The 21,122-nt window shown below is 28.4% G+C and carries 22 protein-coding genes and 1 pseudogene; 21 read left to right on the top strand and 2 right to left on the bottom strand.

Annotation, left to right across the window (positions count from 1 at the left end; genetic code table 11):
- Positions 1 to 6 precede the first annotated feature (6 nt).
- The 15 genes and pseudogenes from ACI48P_RS04120 to ACI48P_RS04050 all read left to right on the top strand — a co-directional run bounded on the left by ACI48P_RS04120 (position 7) and on the right by ACI48P_RS04050 (position 10,827).
- Positions 7 to 183, top strand: coding sequence for a hypothetical protein (locus ACI48P_RS04120; protein ID WP_475213740.1), 177 nt, complete (start codon positions 7 to 9; stop codon positions 181 to 183).
- Positions 184 to 775: 592 nt separating this feature from the next.
- Positions 776 to 1,423, top strand: a complete 648-nt coding sequence (locus ACI48P_RS04115) for a hypothetical protein (RefSeq protein WP_475213738.1) — start codon at positions 776 to 778, stop codon at positions 1,421 to 1,423.
- A 69-nt stretch (positions 1,424 to 1,492) separates the two neighbouring features.
- Positions 1,493 to 1,750: a hypothetical protein gene (locus ACI48P_RS04110; protein ID WP_475213736.1), complete on the top strand. Its 258-nt coding sequence runs from the start codon at positions 1,493 to 1,495 to the stop codon at positions 1,748 to 1,750.
- A gap of 61 nt (positions 1,751 to 1,811) precedes the next feature.
- Positions 1,812 to 2,693 carry an aminoglycoside 6-adenylyltransferase gene (locus ACI48P_RS04105; protein WP_475213734.1) on the top strand — a complete coding sequence of 294 codons (882 nt, stop codon included), beginning with the start codon at positions 1,812 to 1,814 and terminating at the stop codon, positions 2,691 to 2,693.
- Between the two features lie 119 nt (positions 2,694 to 2,812).
- A complete protein-coding gene (locus ACI48P_RS04100) occupies positions 2,813 to 3,907 on the top strand; it encodes a radical SAM family protein (protein WP_475213732.1) in 1,095 nt (364 codons plus the stop codon).
- Positions 3,888 to 4,430 carry a GNAT family N-acetyltransferase gene (locus ACI48P_RS04095; RefSeq protein WP_475213730.1) on the top strand — a complete coding sequence of 181 codons (543 nt, stop codon included), beginning with the start codon at positions 3,888 to 3,890 and terminating at the stop codon, positions 4,428 to 4,430. Before ACI48P_RS04100 ends, ACI48P_RS04095 begins: the two co-directional genes overlap by 20 nt.
- Before the next feature lie 87 nt (positions 4,431 to 4,517).
- On the top strand, positions 4,518 to 4,949 hold the full coding sequence (locus tag ACI48P_RS04090; protein ID WP_475213728.1) for a hypothetical protein: 432 nt from the start codon (positions 4,518 to 4,520) through the stop codon (positions 4,947 to 4,949).
- Between the two features lie 29 nt (positions 4,950 to 4,978).
- Positions 4,979 to 6,208: a hypothetical protein gene (locus ACI48P_RS04085; RefSeq protein WP_475213726.1), complete on the top strand. Its 1,230-nt coding sequence runs from the start codon at positions 4,979 to 4,981 to the stop codon at positions 6,206 to 6,208.
- Between the two features lie 40 nt (positions 6,209 to 6,248).
- A complete protein-coding gene (locus tag ACI48P_RS04080; RefSeq protein ID WP_475213724.1) occupies positions 6,249 to 6,488 on the top strand; it encodes a hypothetical protein in 240 nt (79 codons plus the stop codon).
- Between the two features lie 164 nt (positions 6,489 to 6,652).
- Positions 6,653 to 7,228 (top strand): hypothetical protein, encoded by a 576-nt coding sequence (locus ACI48P_RS04075; protein WP_475213722.1) that lies wholly within the window; start codon positions 6,653 to 6,655, stop codon positions 7,226 to 7,228.
- Between the two features lie 229 nt (positions 7,229 to 7,457).
- On the top strand, positions 7,458 to 7,775 hold the full coding sequence (locus tag ACI48P_RS04070; protein WP_475213720.1) for a Fe-S cluster assembly protein HesB: 318 nt from the start codon (positions 7,458 to 7,460) through the stop codon (positions 7,773 to 7,775).
- Positions 7,776 to 8,014: 239 nt separating this feature from the next.
- Positions 8,015 to 8,323, top strand: a complete 309-nt coding sequence (locus ACI48P_RS04065; RefSeq protein ID WP_475213718.1) for a PadR family transcriptional regulator — start codon at positions 8,015 to 8,017, stop codon at positions 8,321 to 8,323.
- Positions 8,324 to 8,337: 14 nt separating this feature from the next.
- Positions 8,338 to 8,521: pseudogene (locus tag ACI48P_RS04060) on the top strand (DUF1700 domain-containing protein); the annotation flags it as partial.
- Between the two features lie 612 nt (positions 8,522 to 9,133).
- A complete protein-coding gene (locus ACI48P_RS04055) occupies positions 9,134 to 10,198 on the top strand; it encodes a DUF4097 family beta strand repeat-containing protein (protein ID WP_475213716.1) in 1,065 nt (354 codons plus the stop codon).
- 290 nt (positions 10,199 to 10,488) lie between these two features.
- A complete protein-coding gene (locus ACI48P_RS04050) occupies positions 10,489 to 10,827 on the top strand; it encodes a hypothetical protein (RefSeq protein ID WP_475213714.1) in 339 nt (112 codons plus the stop codon).
- A 74-nt stretch (positions 10,828 to 10,901) separates the two neighbouring features.
- Here ACI48P_RS04050 and ACI48P_RS04045 read toward each other — a convergent pair whose 3' ends face one another.
- Entirely contained in the window at positions 10,902 to 11,636 is a 735-nt protein-coding gene (locus ACI48P_RS04045) for a DUF5714 domain-containing protein (RefSeq protein ID WP_475213712.1), read from the bottom strand.
- Between the two features lie 196 nt (positions 11,637 to 11,832).
- Between ACI48P_RS04045 and ACI48P_RS04040 the strand changes: the two genes are divergently transcribed.
- Positions 11,833 to 14,979 carry a DUF3427 domain-containing protein gene (locus tag ACI48P_RS04040; RefSeq protein WP_475213710.1) on the top strand — a complete coding sequence of 1,049 codons (3,147 nt, stop codon included), beginning with the start codon at positions 11,833 to 11,835 and terminating at the stop codon, positions 14,977 to 14,979.
- Positions 14,980 to 15,083: 104 nt separating this feature from the next.
- Here ACI48P_RS04040 and ACI48P_RS04035 read toward each other — a convergent pair whose 3' ends face one another.
- Positions 15,084 to 15,896 (bottom strand): MurR/RpiR family transcriptional regulator, encoded by an 813-nt coding sequence (locus ACI48P_RS04035; RefSeq protein WP_475213708.1) that lies wholly within the window; start codon positions 15,894 to 15,896, stop codon positions 15,084 to 15,086.
- Positions 15,897 to 16,125: 229 nt separating this feature from the next.
- On the opposite strand from ACI48P_RS04035, the gene nhaC reads away from it, so the two are divergent.
- The 5 genes from nhaC to ACI48P_RS04010 all read left to right on the top strand — a co-directional run bounded on the left by nhaC (position 16,126) and on the right by ACI48P_RS04010 (position 21,082).
- A complete protein-coding gene (gene nhaC / locus ACI48P_RS04030; protein ID WP_475213706.1) occupies positions 16,126 to 17,538 on the top strand; it encodes a Na+/H+ antiporter NhaC in 1,413 nt (470 codons plus the stop codon).
- Positions 17,539 to 17,582: 44 nt separating this feature from the next.
- Positions 17,583 to 18,593, top strand: a complete 1,011-nt coding sequence (locus tag ACI48P_RS04025; protein WP_475213703.1) for an asparaginase — start codon at positions 17,583 to 17,585, stop codon at positions 18,591 to 18,593.
- Between the two features lie 321 nt (positions 18,594 to 18,914).
- On the top strand, positions 18,915 to 19,550 hold the full coding sequence (locus tag ACI48P_RS04020; protein ID WP_475213700.1) for a hypothetical protein: 636 nt from the start codon (positions 18,915 to 18,917) through the stop codon (positions 19,548 to 19,550).
- A 154-nt stretch (positions 19,551 to 19,704) separates the two neighbouring features.
- Positions 19,705 to 20,361: a pentapeptide repeat-containing protein gene (locus tag ACI48P_RS04015; RefSeq protein WP_475213698.1), complete on the top strand. Its 657-nt coding sequence runs from the start codon at positions 19,705 to 19,707 to the stop codon at positions 20,359 to 20,361.
- A 175-nt stretch (positions 20,362 to 20,536) separates the two neighbouring features.
- Positions 20,537 to 21,082: an NADH peroxidase gene (locus ACI48P_RS04010; RefSeq protein ID WP_475213696.1), complete on the top strand. Its 546-nt coding sequence runs from the start codon at positions 20,537 to 20,539 to the stop codon at positions 21,080 to 21,082.
- The last annotated feature ends 40 nt before the right edge of the window (positions 21,083 to 21,122 follow it).

The raw sequence follows: 21,122 nt of genomic DNA, 5'->3' as shown, positions 1-21,122 counted from the left end.
AAACAAGTGGAAGGTGTATGGGTAATGACAATAGGTACAATTTTTTCAAAACTAATTTTTAGTTTTTTATTTCATATATTGAATTACAAAATATGTGGAGTACTTGAGTCCATGCAAAGTGACTTAGGTAAATTAAGTAATACAAATAGATGTATTATATACTTCGCAGGGGGCACTACATAGCCTATGGTAAAATTTATGTTTATAGATGGAAGTCAGATAGAAGGATTACTTGGAAAGATAAGAGTGAAGGATAGTTAATATTAAAAGATTGAAAAAATATTAAAAGAGATAGATGGACCGTATATGAAAACTACTACCTCTAGAGTATATAAAGTATAATTAAAGGAATGTAAATCCAAATAAAAATAGCCATAATCCTAAGGACATTAATACTAATTGAGTCTTTAGTTTTTTTATTTGTACTTTTTTAACTAAGTAAAGTATGAAAATTTGAATAGGAACAAACCATGTAAATAGTTCATAGGACTTATGATAAGTAATAAAATTATTAGTATAAGTATCTCCAAATAGGTTAGTAAGGAGATAAGATTCTAAGCTATTCATGATAAATATATATATTACACACGAAAAAATCAATACAGTTTTTAAATTAAATTTACTTAAGAAGTTCAAGGAATCACCACCTTATGACATATATAATAATTGTATAGTTAATGGTTAAAAATGTAAATATGATTTTATAAAGGGGTAAAGATTATAGGAGATTTTTCGAAAGAGTGATAAATCATATGACATAAATGGGAGGGGCTAGATGAATATAATAAAAATAGATGGAGTAACAGATTGTTACCCTGAACAGATTGAAGGCACAACAGAGTGGTATTACTGCAAAGAAAGTAAAAATAGCTTTTGTGATTTATATGAGGCAGAGGAAATAATTAAGGCTGGGGAAAAATTTAATGGTATGAATTGTCATCTAATTCATTTTCCAGAGGGGACAGTTCATAGCCCTTTTGAATATAGAGAAAACTTATATGTAGAAAGCCCAGTTTGGGATGATGGTAAGATATTCTTTTTAAGTGTTGATTTTTGTGAACAGATAATTCAGATAAGTCGTTATTTTCCAGAGGAGAGAAGACTTGAAATAATTAAAGAATTACCATTAGATACAGTTGAAGATTGCTATAATCTTACGCTAAAAACATCACCTCTAATGCTTTGTAGAGATGCAAATAAGGAGGTATATGAGATTTTTTGGCCAGAAAATAAAAAGATAGAGATAGGAAAAACAGAGGCCCTATTATTTCGCGATGGAAATGACTTATATTTTTCTGAGTGGTATGAGGATCCAGAATATCATGAAAATGTAATAATACGAGATATAGATACAGGAAAAATAAAAGAAAAGCTTGGGGGATATTTGTGTAGACTACCTAATGGAGTATATTGGAAGATTTAATTTATAAAATTATATAAATTAAAGATCAAAGCCTAATTTAAAAGATTAGTTATAGGGGGAGTACTTAATATGGAGAAAAAGAATGCAATAATAATTGGAGCATCAATTATTATAGGTTTTATGATTTTGGGTGGAGCTATAATTATAGCATTAAAGGATTTTACTCAAAATAGTAAAGTTAATTATGGTAGATACGAAATGATAAGCAACGACTCAAACTTGATAATATTAGATACAGCTACAGGAAGATACTGGAGAAAATATATTAATCCATCAGAAGGACCAACTGATTGGACAGAAGAAGCAACGGATTTTTTTAATAAATAGAAATGTTTAAGATTCTAAAAAATTATATCGAGATACATATTTAAATTAGCAGAGGTGAAGTATGAGAACCGAAACAGAAATGATGGAATTGATTTTAAAAGTAGCTGAAGATGATGAACGTATTCGTGCAGTATACTTAAATGGTTCAAGGGCTAATCCTAATATTACTAAAGATATTTTCCAAGATTATGATATTGTTTATGTTGTAGATGAAACTCTATCTTTTATTAAGGATGAGAATTGGATTGATATATTTGGTAAAAGACTTTATATGCAGTTACCAGAGAAATTAGATAATGAACTTGGATTAGATGTAAATTTAGAGCAATGCTATGGTTACTTAATTCAACTTGCAGATGGTAACAGATTGGATTTGCGTTTAATGAATTTAGATTATGCTAGGGAGCAAATAGTAAGTGACAAACTTACAGTTATATTAAGAGACAACGATAATCTATTACCCGCAATTCCTAGTTCTTCAGATATAGATTATTGGATTAAGAGACCAACTGAAATACAGTTTATGGCATGTTGTAATGAATTTTGGTGGTGTTTGAATAATGTTGCAAAAGGAATGTGGAGAGAAGAAATCTTATATGTAATGGATATGTTAGATTCTGTTATAAGAGTTGAACTTAAAAATATGCTTATATGGTATGCTGGTGTGAAAACTGATTTTTCTGTAAGTGTTGGAAAGTCAGGTAAGTTTTTAGATAAGTATGTATCACAAGATTTATGGGAAAGGTTTTTGAAGACTTATCCAACTGCCAATATTAATCCAATGTGGGAATCTATTTTTATTATGTGTTTATTGTTTGATGAGGTTTCAGAGCTTGTAGGTAAGGAATTTGGATTTAGTTATGATAAGACAGAGGCTATGAATAGTTTTATGTTTTTAAAAAATGCTAAAATTTTATCTAAATCTGCTACAGAGGTTTTATAAACATCTGTTTTAATTGACGCTCTTTATTATAAAAATGTCATGATACGACAAGAAAATCTTAATACTAGTGCTAAGATTTAAATATAGTGTATAAGCTTTAAGGTTAGGAGGGGAATGCATTGCCAAGATTTAGAAATAATCATATAGCTATAACCTTTGATATGGGGGGATGCCCCAATAGATGTAAGCACTGTTGGATAGGTCGTCTAAACAATAAAAAAATGGATATGAAAATGGTAAAAGATATAGTAAACAAGTTTAGAGAATATAAATTTGGAGATATGAATAGTCCTTATTTCGAAAAAATAATAGTGAATACATGGTTTAGGGAGCCAGATTATCTACCAAATTACAAAGAACTATATGACTTAGAAAAAGAGCTTGGAGATGAAGTAGCAAGATTTGAGCTTATGAGTATATGGAGAATAGCAAGGGATGAAGAATATACTAAATGGACTAAAAGTATAGGGACAGAAAAGTGTCAAATAACCTTCTTTGGATTAGAGGAAAATACAGATTATTTTGCAGGAAGGAAAGGTGCCTTTAAAGATAATTTAATAGCTACAGAAAAGTTAATCGAAGAAGGTATAGTACCTAGGTGGCAATTATTTTTAAATGAAAAGAATAAGCATGAGTTGGCTGACTTTGTTAAAATAATGGAGAAATTGGATTTAGAAAATAAAGTGAGAAGTATTGGTAAAGAATTTGAAATATATGTGTACATACCAGCTCCTGATGGAGAAGCTTTTAATTTGGAAGATATAAGACCAAAAGAAGATATTTTTTCCTTTATACCACCATATCTTAAAAATAAAATATTAAAGCACTTTAAAGTTAAAGATATGGAAGAAGTGCTAGGATATAAAGAAAAAGATTTACTTCCAATCTTGTTAGATGATAATGGTTGCTTAAATGATTATCCATCTATATTATCTTTGATGGTAACCTCTGATTTAGATGTTTACTGCAATGCAGGAGAACTTATGCCATGGTGGTGTCTAGGCAATCTAGGTAGTGATAGTGTAGAAAGTGTTATGGATAACTATATTAATAATAAGCCATTAGGATTAAAGCTAATGTATGAGACTCCTATATCTAAGATGGCCGAAGAGTTTGGAGATAGGAATGGAGAAAAAATTTATGTTAAAGAAGATTTGATTAGAAAATATATTCGTATGTATGGGGAAAAGTACAATGATTTATTACCAAGATGAAAACATTAAAATTAGAGATATACGTAGCGATGATATTATTAACTTATTTTCATGTAGAATTGATAAAGAGTTAAATTTATATGACCCAAGACCGCTTCCTAATACAAGTAAAGAGTTAATGAATGAATGTATTGATTTCTGTAATAGGTTTGAAATTGAAATAATGAATGAAAATATTGAAGAGAGAAAATATAAGTATTTTATTATTACAAATAATGAAGATACTTTTATAGGGTTTGTTAATTTTTTTAGTATAGACAAAATTAAGAAACAAGGTGAAATGGGTGTTATTATAACTGATAAGAGATGTTGGAAAAGTGGAATTGCTTGTAAGTCAGTAAATGTAGCGATAAAATATATATTTGATAATATGGATATTAATAGGATATATATAGAAACGAGTGAAGCTAATAAACCGGCATTAGGTTTATTTGATAAGCTTGGATTTGATAAGTGCGGTGAATATATTGAAGATGATAATTTTAAGTTTTTAGTTATGGAAAAGAGCAAGATTTTTCATTAACATATGCTATAGAGGCTAAACAAATATTATTTATATTTGATAAATGGGAGATAAATCAATGAAAAAAATAGAGTACTTATAGTTATATTGCTATTAGTATTAGTATACGGTGGAGTCAGTATTTATAAAGATCAACTTAAAGATATGAGAAATAGAAAATACGATGATCCATCAGCGATAGAGGTGAGTCTAGTAAATAATAAAATAGAGCCAAGTGGGTATAGATATGGGTTTGACTTTAATTATAGCGCATTACCAGCAGTACAAGTTGAAGATAATGAAGAATTTGTATTCTTTAAACTAGTGGATGACAGCGTAGATGAGATTATTATTGGTGAAGACTATTATATGGGAAACACGTGCTATAAAGAAACTTACACTCTTAATAAAACAACTGAAGGCAAATTTCAACTTCCTGTAAAAAGAAAGGATAATATAAAAGGTAATCATGCAACTTATTATATAAAATATAATTTAGAAGATGAGGGTGTGTTTGTTTTTAGGGCTGAGTTTTTATAGACGTTATAAAAAATAGGCAGGGGGAAGGTATGGAGTATATTTATAGATTTGTAGAATTCATTAATGAATCAGACTTATTTTCAATTGTAACACTATTGTTTATTATTATATATTTAATAAAACAATACACCAAAAAAGAAGATGATGAGAACTATCTAGCATTAAAGATTATTGGATTTTATTTTTTAGGTGGATTTAATTTTAACTTTAAAATAAATTGGCTTGTAGTCCCCATACCTATAGGTTTTCTTATTTATTATTTAGCCATGAAAGAAAAAGAAAGACCTAATCCAAGTATCAAACACAAGGCAGCAGCCTTAGGGGTAATAATGATTTTTTTAGGAACTCTAAATGGTATGCTTTACGAAAAAGCAGAATACAGAGAAAGAACAATTAAAGCAGAAGATATAAGATTTGAAAACTTAGAAAAGGAATATGATCTTATAAAAAATAAATTGGATATCAATTATGCAAATATAGAGTCTATGCAATTAGAATATGATAATAGTGGAAAAATAAAAGATTTAAATTATACCTTAAGAGATGATAAAAAGATTTATTATATTATCTATGAGAATAATGCCTATAAGGTACATGTATTACCTGTTAATAGAGATGGATTTTGGAATTTTGGAGGATATGGAAGCTTTTATGAAGCAAAATTATTCTTTAACATGATAAGTAATGCCAAGTTTGATAAATATGACAATGCTATATCCTATAGAATGACATTTAAAGGTAATAAAGATTATTATGAAAATATGGAATTTTATTCTATAAATCAGGAGAATTATTCCATTAAAAATCTAGGTGATATTTGGAGTGTATATGATGCTATTGGAATAGTTAACTATGCATCTTTAGATACACCAATTGAGTCACATAAAGGTAATATGTATTTGCTTGACTATGGGAATGTTGAATATGCACTTAATTATGAAGAGATTGAGATAGAGAGTACAAAAAATAATGAAACAGTGGTAATAAGAGATAAGGATATTATAAAAAGCATATACAAAGCTACAAAGGAAGAATCTAATAGTTGGTCACTTATTACTGATATGGATATAACTTTAGAACCAAATTTATATGTTAGATACAGTGAGGAAAGTGTGGTCGGTCTTTGTGAAGAAGAGCCATTTATTAGAGTTGATGAAGGTTATGTAAGCAGTTGGTATATAGTACCTTCAGATATATATACATTTATAGTTAATAGATATTTTGATGCTAGTAGAGCTCAAGCTATGTATAATAATTAAATTTTGATTAGAAATTATAAAATTCATGGGGGGATTTGGGGTGGAAAAAAACATTAAATTAATATACTGTATTTTAGGTAGCACTATATTGGCATTATTTCCATTGCCAATATTTATAGATTCACTAACAAGTGTATTCTATATGTTTGAATTATATAGAGTAGGTGACTTATTTTTAAAATTTAGTAAAATTATATCATTTATAGGTGCAATACTAATGATATATTTCTCTGTAAAGTTAATATTGTTAAATAGTATTTTAAAAGACAAAGAGAATTAATATTATACGATATAAGATCCAATAGTTTAAGCTATTGGATTTTTTATGTATCAGGAAATTATGATAGCTTGTAATATGTGAATGTCTTATGCAAACAAGTGATTTTTATATCTAAAACTGTTATTATTTAAGTAAAGAAATGAATATCACACAGGAGGGGAAAAATGCTAATAATTAATTTGATGATAATAATCTTATTTATAGGAAGTGTTATTTTATTAAGTGGAGTAAGAATAATGTTTAAGCCTAAGTATCTTCAAATAATAATGTCTTTACTTGTAATCTTTACGCCACTTTCAAGTTTGATGGAAGGATATAAATTAGGATATACAGGTATTGGTACTATAATATTAGTTGGTATGTTATTTTTACTAATATTTATTTGGGGTTATAGAAGAAATATTCACAGGTACTCAATACATAATGTTAAAAAAGAGGAATTAATAAATATTATTAAGGGGTATTTAGAAGCAAAAAATATTAAATTTGAAGTGTCAGAGGATGAGGTATATTTATCAGAGTTTGGTAAAAGTGTTTTTATAGATGGTTTACTAGAAATAACTTTAGATTGTAGAGAAATAAAGTATATGGATTTTTATGGTGAGTTTGTAGAGAAAGTTAGAGCTGGCATTAAAGAAATAAAGGGGAGACATTTTTCTACAGAGGGGATGTTTTACTTGGCTTTTGTTGGAATTTTTTATTGGGTTAGTAATGTTTTTTTAGTTGATTTTCTAAAATAATATATTGTGAATTAAAGGAATAGGAGCAGATGCTCCTTTTTTATGTGTTATAAAGGATGAATTTATGTGATAAATAATGATTATGGGAGAGGCTATGATAGTATCAGTTAATGTTGATTTAAAAGGTATTGAATTATGTAAAATAAGTTAAAAGACAGAGATATATTCCTTCATAGGTGAATAAAATTTATCAAGAGACTTAAATCTAAAAATGGAGGAAACTAAATATATGAAAGTAACATTACCCCAAACAGCAATTGATTTACTAAAGGAAATAATAAGTGAGAATACTGATACACCTAGTACTATAAGAGTATACTTTGCAGGATTTGGATGCTGTGGTGCTTCTTTTGGTATTGCCTTAGATAGAAAAATTGAGGAAGATGTTGAATGTGAGGTAGATGGATTAATTTTTATAATGAATAAAGAGGATTATGAAAAATACGGAGATGTAACTATAACACAAGTTGATGAGGGATTTATTATAAGTGTTGAAAACATGCCTGAGGGTGGAGGAGATTGTGGTTCCTGCTCTGGTTGTCACTAGATTAATATAAGCATAACTAATGGGCGACTTTGCTTTTGATCATAAGTAAAGCATCTATTTTATAGGTGCTTTTTTTGTATAAAGAAACTATGATAGATAAATAATGTATATATAATAAACCTTAAAAAAACAACAAAGTATAAAAAAGTATTGTGCAACACACAGTACCGTGGTATTATAATATCAAGTAGTGTGTAACGCACAGTACTTGGTGATTATTATTAAGAAAGGAGTAATGAATGAATACTCAATTTAGAAAAGGCGTACTTGAAATTTGTGTTCTTACCCTTATATCGAAAAAAGATATGTACGGATACGAAATAGTTCAAAATATATCACAAGTAATTGAAGTAAATGAAGGAACAATATATCCAATACTTAGAAGGCTGACAAAAGAAGGATATTTTGAAACCTACATACTTGAATCAAATGAAGGTCCAGCAAGGAAATATTATAAGATAACACCAGATGGAATGGAAAATTTAAATAGATTAAAAACTGAATGGAATGACTTTGTTTATGCAGTAAGTACATTCTTAAATGATTAAAAGGAGGTATTGAATTGAAAAAAGAAGATTTTTTAGAAATATTAAAAGATTATCTTAAGAAAGGTTTTTCTGAAGATGAGATAATGGATATATTAAGAGACTATGAAGAGTATTTTGTAGATGGGATAATAGAAGGTAAAAGTGAAATGGAGATAATCCAGTCTTTAGGATCTCCAAAGGAAATAGCTAATGACTTATTAGCACAAAGTAATATTAAGAATGAAAGTAAAATAAAGGGAAAAGCAGAAAGTATTTATATAGAGGCAAAAGGCAAAGTTAAGTCGGGCTTAAATAAATTTAAAGTAAATCTAAATGATAAAGAGCATGTAAAATCAAGAAAGAAAATCAAACTATTACAACTATTGATAACTATATTATTATTCCCATTTGCATTTGGTATAGCTTTAGCAACAGTTGGAGCAGGATTTGGACTTATAGGATCATTAATTTTGGCTGTAGTTGGAACACCTTTTGCAGTTAGTCTAACAAATGTAATGCCTGAAGTTAAAATGGTAATATTCTTTGCATGTATAGCTTATATAGGATTTGAAATTTTAATCTGGCAATTATTTATTGCAGTTGTAAAATTAGAAAAAAAAGCAATAAAAGTATATACAAGATGGATTAGAACAAACCAATTATATATAGATGGAAGTATAAAAAAAGAAGAAATAGAAAAGTTTGAAGAAGTAGAAAATTATGAAGACCAGGCCGAAGAAATAATAGAAGATAAAGATGATATAAAATATGAACACTATTATGAAGAAATAGTAGAAAATGATTATGATAAGGAAGATGGAGGAGAATTAGATGAATAAAAAGCACATAGTTACCAGTATTGGTGTAGTTCTTCTTACAACTGGTGTTATAGGAGGTATATGGTCAGGAATAGACGCAATGCCAACAGTTATTAACAATGTTCAAATGGCTGAGGAAAAATACAATAAAGAAGAAGTAATATATAAAAGTGAACTAAACTTAACTAAGTTAAATATAGATTCTAATATAAGTAATGTAATAATAAAAAAATACAACGGAAAAGATGTTGTAGTTGAAAGAAATGGAAATAAAGGGCTAAGTAATATAACTGCTGAAGAAAAAAATAATGAATTAACAATAAAGGAAGAACTTAATGACAATAGGAAATTAGCAAAGAATATAGATGATATAGTTAGATATTTTGTAAGTAAAATGTATGTACCACATTACTCAGAGATGACTGTTTATATACCTGAAGATTTAGACATAAATGTAAGTACAAACAATGGTATGTTATATATCACTGAAGGTATTAAATTAAATAATGTAAACTTTAATACTCAATATGGAGGCATATCATTAAATAAAGAAAGTAAGGTTAAGAATCTAAATATAAAATCAGACTCAGATATACCACTACAAGTTAGCGAAATATACTGTGCTGAGAATATGAATGTAGAAGCTAACTCTGTATATATAAATGATGATAACTATTCAAATGCAGATTCAAAAATACCTGAAAGTGTTAAAATATCAGTAACTAATGATCATTATGAAAATGACAATGTTTCTATAAATACTAAATCACCAATAGCTAAAAATCTTACTATTGATTCAAAATCTACTGTAGAGTTAGAATTACCATTATTAGATTATAAGTTTAATTTTGATATAAAGACTTCAAGAGGAATAGGTTTTAATGACTATAATTATGAAAAATATATGGGTACAATATTAGAAAAGCACTTTAAGTATAACGAAGATGAAGATAATTATGATAGTGAAGAAGAAGGATATAAGCAAAAGGAGCTTGTAGGATTAATTAATGAAGAACTTAAAGATGATCCTACAGGATACAATGTTAATATAAAAAGTGCGATAGTTAGGTTTGATTAAAAAGGATTGTAGAAAGACAAGTCATAACTTATTTGGTTAAAAATGGGGGAGCGAAATGCTTCCCTTTTTGTTTTATTATAATAAACTTAGTTAGCAAAAGGGGATTTTTCAAAATATGAGATTACCATATCAGAGAATTTAGGAAAAGTAAGTGTTAAGGATCATATGTATAATTAGAAAGTTTAATAGGTTAAGAATAGAGCTATTAATACTGGGTACAAATATAAACATAGAAAAAATAAAGTCTTGTGTTGTACTATACACGAGATATTAAAAGGAGATAATGATATATGAATAAATACCAACAACAAATAATAAATGAATATGAAAATTACTTAAATGATGAAAAAGAAGAATATATAAAAATAGATAACCTGAAAGCTTACGAAAAAGAAGTACAGTTGGAGTTTAAAAAGCTAAAAAGACTAGATGAAAAGCATAAGCTGTATGATAAAAACTATGAAAGCTTTAGACTATCAATGGCAAGATTAGCATCAGGAATAAATAAATTAGAAGAAAGTAATAGTGAGAAGGTGAAGTTTGCGAAAATATTTATAAAGTTAAATGATGAGTTTGAGGAGTTAATGCAAAGAAACATAATGAAAGATGCTTATGTATGGAATAACTAAGGGGTCGTGAAACACGACCCCTTAGTTTTATTATAATTAGAATGGTTAGAAAGGATTGCTAAATAACCATATTCTTATAAAGCATATATCTTATCTAAAGTATCAACTTTATTTACAAGATGGAACTTACATTTATCAATCAAACATTCTTTATTTATATTACTGAAAGTACATCTTAAATCAGGGCAGATATCTAACTCTGTATTAAGATGCTCTTTAGTAAATTCAATAGCACTTTCAATAGCTAAGAAGCTATCTCTTTTACAACATCTAGGACCACCAGACTTACTTATATTTTCCAAAGCCTTTGAAGTCATAAGATTACATAGCCCCCATTCATTTTGGCTTAAAGGACTTGCTTCTTGGATTAAGCTAGCATAAATTCCACATCCAACACCAGCACCACAAGCTCCATAAAATCCGCAAAAACCACCTAGTACATTCTTAGATCTTTTTTGTGCTTCATTAAGTAGCTTTTCTAATATTTCTTTGTTATTATTCTTGTTTAAAAATGCAGTAGTTAAAACCGCTGGAACTAGGTAATGATGTTCAGGACCATGCATGTTTACAGATGGATGTTTCATTAAATCTATTGCCATTTGCAAAGGGCTTGTACTAGTGCTGTTTAAGCAGTAGTTTGTTATTATTTTTAGAGCATCACTACTGTGGCATGAATCACAAACGTAGTGTCCATTTTTACATATTATAGATGACTCAAAGGTTTCTTTGCAGTAATAGCAAGTTCTTGGTTTGGTTTCTTTTTCATAAAGGACTTCTTCTTTACATATTAAGCAGTTGAATTTATTCATGTTTTCCCCCTAAATTGTTAAATATCTCTACATATTAATTATACATAAAAATAATAAGCGCTGTGAAATATTTATCGTCAGAATTAGAGTTATGGACTAGAGCTGGTCATATAAAATAATTAAGTTCTAGGAATAGTAAAAACTATGATAAAATGAAGACATTAAATAGAGTAAAAATTCAAATAAGAGGGATAAAATGAAGCTAAAAAAAGGTATATATGAGCAAGTAATATCTAACAAAATATATGAAGAACTAACAAATAGAGAAAGTGAAATAAATATATATAAGGAAGAAATAGAAAAAGAAGAAGCAAAAGTAATACTAGCAAAATACTTAGAAGAAGTTACTAAAAAAAGTTTAAGCTTAATAAAAAATAAGGACATAGATAAACAAATAGATGTATGTAACGAAATAATAAACTATCTATCAACACAAGTAGAAGACGAAGAAATAAAGAAAAATAACATACATAAAAACGGAGAAATACTACTATCAATAGAAGAAAAAATAAACAAATCAAAACTAAAAAACAATAACATCAGACCATTAACACCAATATCACAAAGTTACTTGTTCACAAACTCAAATAATGAACCGGACCTAATAAGCGAATTAAAAAGAGAAATATCAAGTAGTGATACTATAGATATCCTAGTATCATTTATAAGATGGAGTGGGCTAAGGCTAATAAAAGATGAACTGATAGAACACACAAAAACAAAAAAACTAAGAATAATAACGACATCATACATGGGAGCAAGTGAATTTAGAGCTATAAAATTTTTATCAGAACTACCAAACACAGAAATAAAAATATCTTATGATACACAAAGGACTAGACTACACGCAAAAAGTTATATGTTCCATAGAAATACAGGGTTTACAACAGCATACATAGGCTCATCAAACATATCAAAAGACGCTATGACTACAGGTCTTGAATGGAATATGAAGGTAAGTGAAAAAGATTCAAAAAACATAGTAGACAAATTTAAGGCTACCTTTGAAAGTTACTTTAATGATGAAGAATTTAAAACATTCACAGAAGCTGACGAAGAAAAACTAAAAATAGAACTAAAAAAAGCTAGAGGTAATGACTATAAAAATGAAAATGATGATATAGCAAATATAGATGTAAGACCATATCATTATCAACAAGAAATATTAGATGCATTAATTGCAGAAAGAGAAGTCCTAGGGCATAATAAAAATCTAGTAGTAGCAGCAACAGGTGTAGGAAAAACAGTAATATCAGCATTTGATTATAAAAACTTTAGAAATAATAATAAAGGAAAAGTAAATAGGCTACTATTTATAGCGCATAGAGAAGATATATTAGCGCAAAGTATGAAAACATTTAGAACAATACTTAGAGATAGAAACTTTGGAGGTCTATATACAGGTAATTTTACACCAGATAATATAGATCATGTATTTATGACAATACAAACTTTTAACTCTAAGAAGTTTGATGAAAATATTACAAAAGATTTTTATGATTTTATAATAGTAGATGAGTTTCACCATGCAAGTGCTCCAAGTTATCAAAAGTTACTATCACACTTTACGCCAAAAGTACCACTTGGATTAACGGCAACACCAGAAAGAATGGATGGAAAAGATGTACTAGAATACTTTGATGGTAGAATAAGTAGTGAAATGAGATTAGGAGAAGCAATTGATAAAAAACTACTAACACCATTTCAATACTTCTGTGTAAGTGATGAACTAGATTTAAGTAAAATAAAATGGGCAAAAGGCGGATACGACAACAAAGAACTTACAAACCTACTTACTATAGATAAAATTAATGCAAAAAGAAGAGCTGATTTAATAATAAAAAGCATAGAAGATTATGTTACAGATATAGATGAAGTAGTAGGATTAGGATTCTGTGTAAGTATAGAACATGCAAATTACATGGCAAATTATTTTAACGAAAAGAAAATACCATCAGTAGCAATAAGTTCAAGGTGCAGTGCAGATGAAAGAGATGAAGCAAAATCTGGACTTATAAATGGAAAATATAAATTTGCATTTGTAGTAGATTTATACAATGAAGGGGTAGACATACCAGAGATAAACACAATATTATTTTTAAGACCAACAGACAGTTTAACAGTATTCTTGCAACAATTGGGAAGAGGTCTAAGACTTAGTGACAACAAAGAATGTTTAACAGTACTTGACTATGTAGGGCAAGCACATAAAAACTACAACTTCTATGAAAAGTTTTCAGCAATAGCAAAGAAAAAAGGAAAATTACTAAAAGAGGAAATAGAAAGTGGATTTATTACATTACCAAAAGGTTGTCATCTACATATGGAAAAGCAAGCTAAGGAATATATATTAAGAAATATAAATTCATTTATAAATAATAAAACAACAATAACAAATAAAATCAAAACCTTTGAAATAGAAAGTGGCAAAAAGCTAAACTTAGCAAACTTCATAGATTTTTATAATATACAATTAAGAGAAATCTACAAAACTAAAAATAGCTTCTACAGATTGTGCGTAAATGCAAAAGCAATAGAAGATTTTAATGATACAGATGAAAGTACATTAGCTAGTGGTATGCTAAGGCTAACGAATACTGATTCTGTAAGACTACTTAGATTTTGGATAAACACATTAGAAAACTTTAAAACTAATAACATAACAAGTTTTAATGATAGTGAAGAAAAAATGTTACTTATGTTACACTACACATTATTTACAAAAGCTCCTAAGGAATTAGGTATAAACAGTGTAAGTGAATTCTTACATAGACTATACTCAAACAAAGTAATCTATGAAGAAATAATAGAATTACTTGAATACAAGCTAAGTCATATAAAAATGAAAACATTAAATGATAATTTAAATTATGATACACATTTAGAAGTACATGCTACATATACAAAGGAACAGATATTAGCAGCACTTGGTAAAAATACTATAGAAAAGCAGTATCCTTTAAGAGAAGGAGTATTATATATAGAAGACAAGAAAACAGATATATTCTTAATAACGTTAAATAAAGTAGAAAAGCACTTCTCACCATCTACTATGTATGAGGATTACGCTATAAATGATGAATTATTTAACTGGCAAAGTCAAAGTAGGACAAGTATAGATTCACCTACAGGACAAAGATATGTAAATCACAGAGATACAGGAAACAATATACTTTTATTTGTAAGGGAAAATAAAAGTGAAGAAGGTGTTACTTCTCCATACACATATTTAGGGGTAGCGGATATTGTAAGTCATAGTGGAAGCAAGCCTATAAATATAGTATGGAAGCTGAGAGAGAAGATGCCTGCAAATATAGCAGTGAAGGCCGAAAAAGCATTATAGATGAAGTAGTATATAAGCAAAAAATAAAATAGTTAGATTAATAACTGTAGGTAGGTTTGTGTAAATACAAACCTACCTACATTATTTTTTTATCCAAATTCAAATTAAAAATCATTCCCATCTTTTATTAACATAGCCAAACTAGAGGTAAGCATATTAACCAGAGCAACAGGTAATATCCACGAATTATAAAAAATCTTAGTCCTAGTACGACACAATAAAATATTGCTTGTACAATCTACCACAGGGCAATCCATACTATCAGTAATTAAAACAATATCACACTGGCGTTTCTTAACACTCTCAGCAATACTTTTAACAGTATAATAATAATTAGGGAAACTAAAGAATATAGCTACATCATCAGTAGTAATCTGCTTTATTATATACTCAATCTCATTCATATCAGATAAATCCACTAAAACAACGTTTAGATTTAATAATTCTAGTCTTAACTTAAGAAAATGAGCAAGTGACTTAGAAGCATCGTGTGCAAATATGTAGATAACACGTTTTTTACTTACAAGGGTTGCAATAGATAATATATTTTCTAAATCAATAGAATTATAAAATCCTAAAATCTTGTCTAATTCATCATTACAAATACCTTTAAGATAACTTAACTTAGAGTCATTGTCCGTTATTTCAGATGGAATAGAATATGATGAAACAGAGTGTTTACTAACTAAACTATCATTATAGTTTCTAAATTCCTCTTTTAAACTTATAAAATTTTCTAATCCAATCTTTTGGCAAAAATTTAATATAGTAACTTCTGAACAACCTATACTTTTACTTAATGTGGATAGTGAAACATAACATATATCCGATGGTTTATCAATTAAGTAGTCTGCAACAGTTTTTTGTTTACTTGTTAAAGAATCATATTTACTTTGTATAATTTCTATAATATTCATTTTATATATAAACTCCTAAATATTCTATATTGAATTTATTTTCTGACAAATTTTACTGATTTACTTTAAAAAAAATAATTCATATGTTAAAATTAAAGTAAATACTTTAAAAACTTGTCTTTATATAAAGGTAATTATATTAATTATAAGTCAACTACTATAATAAGTAAAGATAGTGGCCTTTATAAAAGTAAAGTAGATAATAATTCAAAAGGGGAGAAAACATATTATGAAAGAAAAGCAAACACCGTCATTTTCTTATTCATTATTTACACTGTTAAGTCTGGCTATATTTATGGTTTTAGGAATTAGGGTATTCGGGGCTCACCTAAATGTTACTATGTTTTTAGCTTGGATGTTAATTAATGTATTAGCTTTAAAGTTAGGCTATACATATTCAGATTTAGAAACAAAGGCATTAGATACAGTTAGAAACAGTTTACAAGCCGTAGTTATAATGCTTGCAGTTGGTGCATTAATAGGGGTTTGGATAGCATCAGGAACAGTACCAACTATAATATTCTATGGAATGAAAATAATAAACGCAAAGTATTTCTTAGTTACATCACTTTTCTTATGTGCAATAGTTTCTATGTGTACAGGAACATCATGGGGAACTATGGGGACTGTAGGTGTAGCGCTTCTTGGAGTAGGGACAGGTCTTGGAATACCAGCAGGAATGACAGCTGGAGCTATTATAAGTGGTTCTTGGTTTGGTGATAAGCTATCTCCATTATCAGATACAACTAACTTTGCAGCAGGTGTTATGAACGTTAACGTAATGACACATGTAAAGCATATGCTTTATACTACAGTACCTTCACTTATAGTATCTGCTATACTTTTCCTATTCTTAGGATTTAAAGTATCTGGAACAGCAGACTTTAGTCTTATAAATCAAATATCTACAGGATTAGATGATAACTTTAAATTAGGTATGGTAACACTTTTACCTATGGTAATAGTTATAATAATGTTACTTCAAAAGAAATCACCAGCACAATCAATATTATCTGGTGTTATCGCAGGTATAGTTATAGCAATATTCTATCAAGGATTTGAGCCAAAGTTAGTCTTTGATAGTTTCTATAAAGGATTTTACCAAGAATTTGAATTAGAATTTTTAGCAACTCTTTTAAACCGTGGTGGTATGAATAGTATGAACAGTACAGTTCAAGCTGTAATATTCACTAGTGGTGTTGGAGGTATGATAAGAGAAATAGGTATCATAAATGTACTTGTTTCAACATTTGCTAAAAAAATAAAATCAACAGCTGGTTTAGTAGCAAGTGCTATGAGTATAAGTTATTTATCAATAGGACTTACTGGTTCACATACTTTCTCAGCAATAATGGTACAGTCTACTATGAAAGATTTATTTATGTTAAAAGGACTTAAACCAGAAAACGTTTCTAGAATATGTGAAGACTGTGGGACTATAGGTGTAACAATAATTCCATGGGGAGTTACAGCAGTATTTATAATGAATACCTTAAATGTTGCTTATGCAGAATATCTTCCTTATGCATTTTTATGTTACTTATGTCCTTTATTCTCATTATTATGTGGTATAACAGGAATAGGTATGGCAAGATATACTGAAGAAGAACAAGAAGAATTAGATTTACAATTAGCTAACTAATTATAAATTAAAATATAATTAGCTATATAAAAAGGAGATATATAATGGAAATATTAGTAAATACATATAGAGGTGGTATAGCAGACCTTTTTACAATGGGCTCAATAGCAGTTGTAGATTATAAAGGTAACTTATTATATTCAGATGGAGATCCTAATGAAGTGTCTTATGCACGTTCATCTGCAAAATTAATGCAGGCAGTAGTACCTGTTTTATATGGAGCAGTAGATGCTTATAAAATAAATGATAAAGAAATTTCACAAATATGTGCATCACACTCAGGTGAAAATTTCCATGTTGATACAGTAAGAAGTATTTTAGAAAAAATAAATCTTAATGAAGATTACTTGCAGTGTGGAGAACACTATCCTTTTAAAGTGGATGTTGCAAAAGAGATGAAGGAAAAAGGTGAAGAGCCATTAAGTATTCACAACAACTGTAGTGGAAAACATGCCGGAATGTTAGCAACAGTAAAGCATCTTAATGAAGATTTAGATACATACTATAAGGTAGATCATCCTCACCAAATACGAATAATAAATATGATAGGTGAGCTTTGTGACTATAGTCCAGATGAAATAATAATAGGATTAGATGGATGTGGAGTGCCAGTTCATGCACTACCTTTAAAGAAGTTTGCACAGGGAATGGCTCGTATGGCAAAGCCGGATACTTTAGAGGAAAAATATAAAGAGCCTGTAACTAGAGTAGTAAATGCTGTTATGAATAATCCAGTATATACTTCAGGTTCTGATAGAATAGATAATAAAATAATGACTAAATATCCAAACAAGGTAGTTGTAAAATCAGGTGCTAATGGATATTTTGGTGGAGCAATAATAGATAAGGGAATAGGGTTTGCTATTAAGACTTACGATGGACTATCTCCTATGAGAGATATTGTACTTGTAGAGCTACTACATCAGCTTGGCCTTATACCTAAAGAGGATTTAGATTATTTTATGGATGAATATAATCCAAGAGTTTATAATCATAAAAAAGAGTTAGTAGGAGAAAGTAAACCAGCATTTAAGTTAAAAAATCATTCTAAGTAAGAGATATTAAGTTATAAAATAGGTACTAAAGATATCTGAGCAAATATATGTTAATAAATAATTTGTTTTCCTCTATATTTTGAAAATACAGAGATTGACCATATTAAAAAATTTTCATTAGGTTTATAAAAACTGAATATATAAAAATATATAGTAATGCATTTAACTTCTTCTAGCGGTTATTATATTAATATATTTTTAAATTAATAACCTTTAATTGTCTCAAAATTTATCAAAACAACAAAATTTTACATTCTTATAATTTGCTTGTTTTAAAATAAAGTAGTATATTAAGAATAGGAAATTTTCAGGAGGAATTATATGAACTATATAAACTTTATAACAAAAGAAGAAACAGAAAAGAAAGAACTAGTATCAAAGTTCAAAATAAATAACGGAACTTTAGAATTTGATGAAAACACTACATTCAAAGAAGAATTTAATGTTGGAGATATAGTAGCATATAAGACTGACTCAACAAAAATCGGAATTGTATCTTTTATAGACGGAGAAGAACTAAGCATAACATGGGCGGATAATAATGAAACTGTTGAAGCAGTAGCTGACTTAATCGTGGTTCCCCCTACTATTGGGTTAGAGTTACTTAAAGATAGCTCTTTACTTAACTTATGGGAATCTTTAGCTAATGGTAAAAGTGAAGACTTTGATTTAAAATGTATTTATATAGGTGAAGAAGTAATAAATGAAGTTCCTTTTATAAAAGCATTTAAAAATACTAATACTATATTAGATAAAAAGTTTAAAAGAGGATTTACTCTTTATAGAAAGTTTGGAGCTAGCCAAATCTTTAGAACTAATTTATATACTATCTGTCAAGGCAAGGCTAGTTTAGACACATCAAGATACGTATACTATTTATTAGAAGGAAATGTTATTTATTATTTAGGAATTGATATGAAAGATCATGACTTAGCATTATATCTTTATAATAGATAAACTTAAATATTAAGAATCAGATAATATCTGATTCTTTTTTTTTACCAAAAAAGAAAAAAGCTATAGCTAACACTAATCCCTTGTTATAGGAAGGCTTCTGTGTTAACATAAGTAATACTGATAAGAACGAAAAAAACAAAAATACGGAGGAAAAATGAACAATAAACCAAAAACAGAAACGGGATTAAAATATAACAAAGCTAAAAAGATGGAAAAAAACTTTATGTACCAAGACTTAAAAAGAAGTAATTGCTACAATACAGATTTTTCAAACTCAAACTTTAACTGTACATCTTTAAGAGGAGCACACTTTAAGTCATGTAACTTCTACGGATGTAGCTTCAAATCATCAGAAATAATAGGTGCAAACCTAAAAAGAAGTAAGTTTAAAAATGCAAGATTTGAAAACACAGTATTTGATGGAGTAAATTTAGAAGAAGTAGATTTTACAGGTGCTAAGTTTAAAAACGTAATATTTGTAAATACAGATGTAACAAAAGCTCAAAACCTAAATGTAAATTCACCTGGAATAAAAATATTTGAAAATATGCCAAAACTAGAGATAAGTGAAAGATTAGAAAAATCTATAAAGTTTGCAATGGAAAATGAATTTGTAAAAAAATCAAGAACACTAGATACTAAAGATGGTGAAATAAATTCAATAAGTATAATGTCACTTTTAGAAAACTTTAAAGAAAAGCAATTAATAGATGGACTTGTACTAATAGGAGAGAAAATGGACAAAGAGTTTTGTACATTAAGTTATATAATTAAAAACTTAGAAGTATATAAAAATCAAGGTCTATTATAATCTAAACTCTTTAAGCTTGGTACCATGATGTAGAGTGATTATCTTTAGTTACTTGTATATACTTGCCCAATTCTTTTTTATTTTTTAAAATTTCTAAAAATAAAATGTTTAAAGCCAATTTTGACGGGTATAAATTAAATATTAAAAGATAATAAAGTATTGGGAGGTAGTTAAAATGAAAAAATTTGTTTGTACAGTATGTGGATATATACACGAAGGAGAGAAAGCACCAGAGCTTTGTCCAGTATGTAAAGTAGGAGCTGAAAAGTTCGACGAAATGAGTGGAGAAATGGTTTGGGCTGATGAACACAGAATAGGTGTTGCTCAAGGAATAGATGAAGAAATATTAGAAGGATTAAGAGCTAACTTCGTTGGTGAATGTACAGAAGTAGGAATGTACTTAGCGATGAGTCGTCAAGCTGATAGAGAAGGATACCCAGAAGTAGCAGAAGCTTACCAAAGAATAGCATTTGAAGAAGCAGAACATGCTGCTAAATTTGCTGAATTATTAGGTGAAGTAGTAGTTGCAGATACTAAAGCTAACTTAGAAGCTAGAGTAGAAGCTGAATACGGAGCTACAGAAGGAAAATTAAAAATAGCTAAAAAAGCTAAGCAATTAGGATTAGATGCTATACATGATACAGTTCATGAAATGTGTAAAGATGAAGCTAGACATGGTAAAGCATTCTTAGGATTATTAGAAAGACATTTCAAAAACTAAGATATATGTCGAATAATATTTGTTAAATATAAATAAAGAG

Source organism: Romboutsia sp. LXY-2 (assembly GCF_056171995.1).
This window is presented reverse-complemented; position numbering and strand designations above follow the sequence as displayed.